This window comes from Bowmanella dokdonensis, assembly GCF_017254865.1.
Taxonomy (GTDB): Bacteria; Pseudomonadota; Gammaproteobacteria; order Enterobacterales; family Alteromonadaceae; genus Bowmanella; species Bowmanella dokdonensis.
In genome coordinates this window covers 1-317 of the sequence record NZ_JAFKCV010000264.1, presented here as the reverse complement: position 1 = coordinate 317, position 317 = coordinate 1, and the positions used below count along the sequence as shown (strand labels likewise).

Below are 317 nucleotides of genomic sequence, written 5' to 3'. Positions count from 1 at the left end.
ACCCTTGTGGCTGCCCGGCGCAAAAAGCTGGCAATTAGACAGGCGCAGGCCGAACTGGCCAGCCTGGATCTGACTCAACCCCACTGGCCGGATAGCCTTAACAGTCTGCTTAAACGTTTAACCTTGACCTATTTACCCCGTGAAGCCAGTGCCAGCTTGCACCAGCAAGCCTGGTTAGACCTACTGGCCAGTTTGCTTCCGCAAAAACGCCGGGAGGCATTTATCCGCGACTATCAGCCGCTGTTGGATAATCTCTATCGGGCCGATGCCAAACTGGACAATGCCGAGCACTACCGGGACCTGGCCAAGCAGTGGAT

1 protein-coding gene is annotated in these 317 nt (G+C 56.2%); it reads left to right on the top strand.

The annotated features are described in order from the left end of the window. Positions 1-317: DUF4381 domain-containing protein (locus tag J0A66_RS22500; protein ID WP_206576044.1), on the top strand; the 317-nt coding region annotated here is incomplete at both ends.